General features: G+C 52.7%; 6 protein-coding genes and 1 pseudogene. 4 read left to right on the top strand and 3 right to left on the bottom strand.

Features of this window, described 5'->3' with window-relative positions; all coding sequences use genetic code 11:
• Window positions 1–749, top strand: a 749-nt coding sequence (locus tag APH25_RS15865) for a DNA adenine methylase (RefSeq protein ID WP_082428331.1), incomplete at its 5' end; no start/stop codon positions are given.
• 54 nt (window positions 750–803) lie between these two features.
• On the opposite strand, the gene APH25_RS25970 is transcribed toward APH25_RS15865, so the two are convergent.
• Window positions 804–1,724, bottom strand: a complete 921-nt coding sequence (locus APH25_RS25970; RefSeq protein WP_256217541.1) for a Rha family transcriptional regulator — start codon at window positions 1,722–1,724, stop codon at window positions 804–806.
• Window positions 1,725–2,187: 463 nt separating this feature from the next.
• Between APH25_RS25970 and APH25_RS25490 the strand changes: the two genes are divergently transcribed.
• The 3 genes from APH25_RS25490 (at window position 2,188) to APH25_RS15850 (ending at window position 4,967) form a co-directional block, all read left to right on the top strand.
• On the top strand, window positions 2,188–2,622 hold the full coding sequence (locus APH25_RS25490; protein WP_156333192.1) for a hypothetical protein: 435 nt from the start codon (window positions 2,188–2,190) through the stop codon (window positions 2,620–2,622).
• Window positions 2,623–3,118: 496 nt separating this feature from the next.
• Window positions 3,119–3,640 carry a hypothetical protein gene (locus APH25_RS15855; protein ID WP_060482564.1) on the top strand — a complete coding sequence of 174 codons (522 nt, stop codon included), beginning with the start codon at window positions 3,119–3,121 and terminating at the stop codon, window positions 3,638–3,640.
• 277 nt (window positions 3,641–3,917) lie between these two features.
• Entirely contained in the window at window positions 3,918–4,967 is a 1,050-nt protein-coding gene (locus APH25_RS15850; RefSeq protein WP_156333190.1) for a hypothetical protein, read from the top strand.
• A gap of 163 nt (window positions 4,968–5,130) precedes the next feature.
• Here the strand turns inward: APH25_RS15850 and APH25_RS15845 are convergent, their stop codons facing one another.
• Together APH25_RS15845 and APH25_RS25030 are read right to left on the bottom strand one after the other, a co-directional pair.
• Complete coding sequence (locus APH25_RS15845) at window positions 5,131–5,337, bottom strand: hypothetical protein (RefSeq protein WP_060482562.1); 207 nt, start codon at window positions 5,335–5,337, stop codon at window positions 5,131–5,133.
• Between the two features lie 315 nt (window positions 5,338–5,652).
• Window positions 5,653–6,507 (bottom strand): annotated as a pseudogene (locus tag APH25_RS25030) (IS5 family transposase).
• Window positions 6,508–6,636: the final 129 nt, after the last annotated feature.

The raw sequence follows: 6,636 nt of genomic DNA, 5'->3' as shown, positions 1-6,636 counted from the left end.
CTGACCGCTTGATCCCTCTCTTTCCCCCACACGAATGCTACGTCGAAGTCTTCGCTGGCGGTGCCGCGTTGTTCTTCATGCGTCCCCAGCCCGCCCCGGTGGAGGTGCTGAATGATCTGAACGGTGACCTGGTCACCCTTTATCGCGTTGTGCAGAACCACCTGGAGGAATTCGTGCGCCAGTTCAAATGGGCGCTCAGCTCCCGGCAGATCTTCGAGTGGCAGAAGATGACGCGGCCTGAAACCCTCACCGATATCCAGCGAGCAGCGCGGTTCTTCTACCTGCAGCAGCATGCCTTTGGCGGCAAGGTAACTGGGCAAACCTTCGGTACCGCAACTACTGCGCCGGCCATCAACCTACTGCGCATTGAGGAAAACCTCTCCGCCGCGTGGCAGCGCCTCGCTGGCACCTACGTCGAGAACCTGTCTTGGCTCGCTTGCGCGGAACGCTATGATCGAGCGCACACCTTCTTCTACATGGACCCACCCTACTGGCAGACCGCCGGGTACGGTGTGGACTTCCCCTTCGAGGAATACGAGCGCATGGCCGACTTCATGCGCCGGTGCAAGGGCAGGGTGATGGTCAGCATCAACGACCACCCGGACATCCGGCGTGCCTTCGACGGCTTCCATTTCGAGTGCCTGGATATCCGCTATACCACTACGAATCAGCGCCAATGTACGGCTGAGGTGACCGGCGAATTGGTGATCATGAATTGGCAACCCGCGGGTCTTGGACAACTTTTCTGACGATGGCCGAGCAGGGTGGGCAGGGCCCCACCCCTGGCTCTGTCGATGTGCGAGCTATCGGCCCATCGCGATTCGTTGCTGCAGCTCTTTCAATTGCTTAGCCTCATCTGCCGTGCGCCGTTCGATTCGATGGTGCAGGGCAGCTGAGAGCTGAAACAGCTCCGGGGTGGATAGCAATAGGTGGCCAGTGGCAACGGCGCTGATCATTTCCCTCAGCGTCATCACACCAGCGTCTTCCGGGATTGGTCGGATCTGTTCCTTGCCCGTATGATCGAACGATATCATCCAGCGCCGGCCCGTCAGTGTCGGCGCTTCAGCAGGCTTTTCTGCTGGCTGCTGAGTGAACTGGCGGTTAAGCCATATGCGGTACTCGTTGCCCAGCTCGGCCTTGCAATAGTCTGCTGCACGCTCGGCACCCACGGTGTCGATCATCCACAGATCACGATTACCCCGACGCAGCTTACGCTTGTGTTGTGGCAGCAGGCTGCGGACTATTCGATCAGAGCTGCCCAGGCCAAGTGCTGTGCAGAGGTTGCCGGCGCTGAGCCAGTAGGTGTCGTTCAGTCTAGCGATCAGGATGTGGCGGCCGCGGAACGCGCGGTGTTCGAGCACGGCATCATGTATAGCTGGAAGGCTGCTCTTCTCGGTGGCCGCTTGCTCCAGCTGGTTGAAGGCGTTGATATATGCCTCTTTCCACTTCGCCGCTTCTTTACCAGTGAAGCCCATGCACAGGAAGGTGAAGCCATCGCGGGTCATACGGTAGTACGGCTCTGGCTTGTTGTTGGAGCCAGGACGAGTACACGGCGCAAAATTGCGCTGTGTGAATTCAGAGGAACAATCCAGGCTAGCAATCCGCTTGAGGACGTCTTTATGGAGCTTGCCGAAGTGGGCAGCGACATCAAGGCTTGTAGTAGTTGGATGGCCGTCAATCAGTTCTACGGCTACGGTAGGAGCAATGGATGCGATGGCTTTCATGGTGGATCTCCTGTGAGGTAGGAGGCTCCGCGCCCGAGGCCAATCGGGTGGGCGAAGCCGTGCAGGTTGGCCTACCGGCTCACAGGGGCCGGCCACCCTTACGGGTGCCTACACGACTCCGCCCATAATGCAGGCGTAGCCATGCTGCGGACGAAAAAAAACCGCTTAAAGAGCGGTGATTACGTCCGCCTGTGAATTTCCGGGAGGCCAATCCCAGGCTGCAGGATTTACTGCAACGGGCTCAAGTTAGCGTGGTCGGCATGGAGTGTCAACATTTGGACTCCGTGCCCTTTGCGTTACCTTGGTGACACGGCCGGTAAAGCTAAGCTTTTGAGCTGATGGTGGCTGAGTGATATCGTCTGCCTTGGTCGGTTTGAGTCGTGCCGGCACAAGTGCCTTCAGCTGGCTGAGAACTGGCTGGTTGGGATGTGATGGAATTGTAACGTTATCTAGGGAAGCAACGATGCCTACTATCAAAACTACTTTGCTTGCAGGTGCCAAACCTGAGGCCGCAACACTTGAGAAAATCCAAGAGCAGTATGGCGCTCGTCCAGGGCAGTCTCTTGAGTTTATGGTTTTTGAAGTTGATTATGATCGAAAGAAATATTATTGCTGCTGGTCTGGTGGAGAGCTGAAAAGCGGCGAGCCTTATCTAACACTAATCGGGCAGGCGGCACTTGAATCTCTTTCAAATTTACCGCTCGGGCGCGATGACGCTTTGATCATTCAGGAGTTGAGAATTGGTGAAACGCCACTCAGAAATAAAATCAAAGCGACTTTGAAGCGTGCGCCGGCAAATTCAAAGATTTGCTTCGTTGGTGATATGCAAGGGGAACTCGACGGGCACCTGCCTCAAGCGTTCAATCTCCAGAAAGGTTCTAAAACTATTTCGCATTAATCATTGGGTAAGTGTAATGGTGGACGGGTTTGAAGATGAAATTAAGCGGGAGGTTGCAAGCATCATTGACAGTCTGGAGCGTGCCGAAGCTCGATTCGAACTGGCCTCGTTTGCACCACAGTCTGACAATTCCGAAGCCAGTGATCGTGCGATTGCTGAAGTGCGTAACGCTTTAGAGGCGGCGAGGCTAGTAGCTACGGCGCTCGGAGGTGTTGCAAAGCCCGTGCGTCACTGAGGTGGTTGCCTACTTCCCGGTTAAGTGAAATTGGGCAAAATGGGTCAAGCCGAGCGCCCTCCCATGCTCCTGAATGGCCTTTGCGGCCTTGATGCACTGTTGCAAAATGGCGCTCAACCCCTGTTTCCAGGGGGTTGGGCGCTGTTTCTTGTTAATGCTCAAGCACAATTGGGGGGTATGGCTTTACAATTCTTCGCAGCGTGCCAGCCTTCCTGAGCTGGGTAAGCGATTTTTTATATCGTCGTCGTTAATGAGGAAAGCATGGTCTACGACGTTTCCTATTACTGCTTTTCATCTGGCTCTGCATTAGATCTGGCCCCGTGGGTAGCAATTTTTATTTCGTTACTTGCGATAGGTGCCACTATATGGCAGTCCCACTTATCTAGAACTCACAACAAGTTAAGCGTGCGTCCGTATCTGGCTGGCCATAGCTCATGGGGCGAAGAAGGTGTTTACAAGCTTGAGGTGCGCAATGATGGACTTGGCCCGGCGATAGTTACCGGGGCAAGAGTTTACCGCAGCGGAGTATTGGTTGAAGGAGAGGGCCCCTCTCTCGTAGTCAAGGCATTCGAAGGCGTGCCTGGTTGTGAGTTGTTGGGTCATGAGTTTTTCTACCCGGACTTCGTTATACCTGCTGGGCATTCCATAGAGATTTGCACTCTTAAATTCGGTCCGGAGATTCCAGATATTGACACTTTCCTAGCTGGCCACCTCATGCTCGAGCTGGATTATAAGTCGGCGTACGGCGAGCTACTTCCCATGTACTCGTCACGTAAGGTGTAGAGATCGCGTTGGTCATCAAGGTTTATGCACTGATGATGAGTGGGGTGGGGTGCTACATACTGAGAGAGGCGCACTCTTGAGCTGGCTGATGAGTTTTTTGATATTATGAAACAACGTCTGTTGGCTATCGTGAAATCTGCCCATCGATGAACGGGGTTGGAAAGTTTTCGGTGGTAGTTTGCGAGAGTGGACGCGAGGTGCTCCCTGATCCACGCTATGCTGAGCTTTGCGTTCGTGGTATTTCTATAGGGTATGTTTTTTTGACAAGGGCCTTAGTATGGATCGTTTAAACCAAGAAAACACTCGGATTCCTGAAGAGTTTCATGCGGCTTTTGAAATGTGCTTTACTGCCCATGATATTATGTTGTCTCATGTTCGTTCAGGTATTTCTCAGGGTGTATTCACGGTCAATCTAGGTCTCTCTAAAGACGATCGACGATTGCTTGAGCAGTCTGAAGACTTGTTTGATTGGTTGAAAAGTAGTGGGCGCGCAGATGAAGAGGTAAAGGTTGTTTCTTGCATGGTTTTTCCTGCGATTATGCTCGATGCATTAACTTGCCTGTTTGAGTCGTTGGAGGCTGCGCGCAAAGGAAAAATGGCTGTTGCATTTATGTTGCTTAGGAAGCCACTGCAAGAAGCCCTATATTTACTTGAGTCAATGGCTATCGATCAAGACAAATTCGCATCTGATCTCGCAGAGGATCCTTTGAAGCTTAGGCCTCATGTGGTAGGTGGTGTGCAAGGTCATGAGGCCCGAATCCAAAAGGTTTTGCACAAGACTGCAGGTGTGTTGAATTTTGATGCGGGCTACTTGGCGCGGCTTCGGTATGATAAATCGTGCTCGGATAGTTTTGATGGCGTGTGCAATAAGGCAATGCACTTGATTACTGAAAACAGGCATATAAAAACAGAAGCTTATAATGTCAATTTTATTTTCTCGGATTATAGGTCGGTTTACTCTCAGTGGTCTTATTTCTTTTCTCGATTACCTTATGTGATGATGTATCTGGTTGCGGTAACTGAGTATGTCGCATCGCAGTTCGCTTTGACATTCCCTGAATATACGGAGGATATGATGCGACGCTTAGTGGCGTCACTTGCGCTCAGCAGTGCCCGGATGAGAGATGATTACAGAGCTGAATCCCTTGATACCCTGGTTTCGGCTGCGGTGGAGTGGCTCGATTCCCACTGCTTGAGTCATGGCTATAAAACGCCCGAGATCGAGCATCTGCCCAGAATGGCACGGTGCGGTGCGTTTCCAGACGAAACGGACGCAGACCTCCAAGCTCGGCATGATCGTTACGCGGCAGGCATTAAAAAAACTTGAATGCGGGCGTTGGTACAAAAATTGGTACGCGTGAGATTTGTGTGTTCTGTAACCCTTTGTTTTCAAGGGTTAAAACAAAAGCCTACCCAATCCATCATCGGAGCCGATCCCGGGTGGATTCTGTCAGCGGTGGGCTTGAAATCACCACTAGCTGGGAGATCGCTCACTTCCGTAGGCGCTCTACCCCGGATGAGATCGCCTCAGCATGGATGTCTAGCGTCGCTAACGCAGCCATGATGTTTTCATGTATGTGGACTGAGCCGCGATGGCTCACCCATAGTGAGAGTTCCTCCAGAGCTGCTCTGATGGCGACCTGATTCAGATGCAACAGCTCAAGGGTGTCAGCTGTGGTTGAGGCTTGGTCATCCATGCGCATGCTCCAGATACGAGATTTTTTAGGGCAAAAATAGGGCAAATTCTAGGGCGCTTTAGGCCTAGGTGGGCCAGCAGGTGACGACAGATTAGCCGTCTTTTCTGGCCTATGGCGAGCTATTGAGAGCGACGGGCGGGTTCAAATCCCTATCTCTCCGCCATTATTAAAAGCCCTTGTAAATCAATGAGTTACAAGGCAAGAAAACGGTAATTATGTAGTAAGTTTCTGTAGCATCGCCTTTTAAGGTGGTAAAGCAGAAAAATACCTACAAATTACCGTTTTTTTTCGCCTGCCTTTTTTCTGGGTTGCGTCCTAGGCTCTGTACGAAAACAGATGTCGCAAACACCGCATGGAACAAGCCATTGAGACCATGGCTGCATAGCTTTTCGCGAGCTTGTCGAAGCGTGTCACGATGCGGCGGTTCTCTTTCAGCCAGCCAAACATGCGCTCAATGATGTTGCGCTGTCGGTATTTGGGCCGATCAAATAGTCTGGGTAAGCCAGGCTTGAGTTTGCGCTTCATCGAGCGCATCGGGATGACGGGTTGCATTCGGTAATGGTCACAGTAACGGCGCACGCTTCGGCGTCGTAGCCCTTATCGGCGAGTAACCATTTGCAGCGCTTGCACAGGCGGCCACGTTGGCGCGATGGAATGCTGACTTCGTCCAACAATGGTTGGGCGAAGCTTATGTCACTGGATTGGCCGCCAGAGAGGAGGAAGCGCAATGGTATCCCGTTAGCGTCGCAGAGCAGTGGATCTTGGTTGTCAGGCCACCACGACTTCGGCCTAGAGCGTGATCGGCAGGTTCGTCAGGCCCCCTTTTTTCCGAGCGCCAGATGAGGCTCGGGTTGCACGTACTGCGGTTGAGTCGATCATCCAGATTTGCAGATCGATCAAACCTTACTCATTCGATCTCAGGTGTAAGCGTTTGAGCATCTGATCGAATGTCCCCTGGTTACGCCAGTCGCGAAACCGTTGATACACAGTTGACCATGGGCCGAAGCGTTCCGGCATGTCTCGCCATGCAGCGCCCGAGCAGAGCACCCAAAGCACGCCATCGAGCATCAGGCGGTCGCTCATGCGTGGCCGTCCTCGGCCATGAGTTTCGATGAAGAGATCAGAGACCACATCCCAGGCCTCGTCCGAGAGTTCGTAACGCTTTGCCATCACAGAATTCCTTTCCGTAGATGGCCGGGAACCCTACAGAATTTCAGCTTCCGAAGGGCACCAATTGGGTTTCTCGGGATTTCATACAGAGTCTAGTCGCCGAATCACTTTACCTTGCCCTTGTGGTGG

The sequence above is a fragment of the Pseudomonas sp. NBRC 111119 genome, assembly GCF_001320125.1.
Lineage (GTDB): Bacteria > Pseudomonadota > Gammaproteobacteria > Pseudomonadales > Pseudomonadaceae > Aquipseudomonas > Aquipseudomonas parafulva.
This window is presented reverse-complemented; position numbering and strand designations above follow the sequence as displayed.

What these genes read in the sequence shown, in the direction of transcription:
- APH25_RS15850 (WP_156333190.1), top strand. Translation starts at nt 3,918, where the DNA reads ATGGATCGTTTAAACCAAGAAAACACTCGGATTCCTGAAGAGTTTCAT.
- APH25_RS25970 (WP_256217541.1), bottom strand. Translation starts at nt 1,724, where the DNA reads ATGAAAGCCATCGCATCCATTGCTCCTACCGTAGCCGTAGAACTGATT.
- APH25_RS25490 (WP_156333192.1), top strand. Translation starts at nt 2,188, where the DNA reads ATGCCTACTATCAAAACTACTTTGCTTGCAGGTGCCAAACCTGAGGCC.
- APH25_RS15855 (WP_060482564.1), top strand. Translation starts at nt 3,119, where the DNA reads ATGGTCTACGACGTTTCCTATTACTGCTTTTCATCTGGCTCTGCATTA.
- APH25_RS15845 (WP_060482562.1), bottom strand. Translation starts at nt 5,337, where the DNA reads ATGGATGACCAAGCCTCAACCACAGCTGACACCCTTGAGCTGTTGCAT.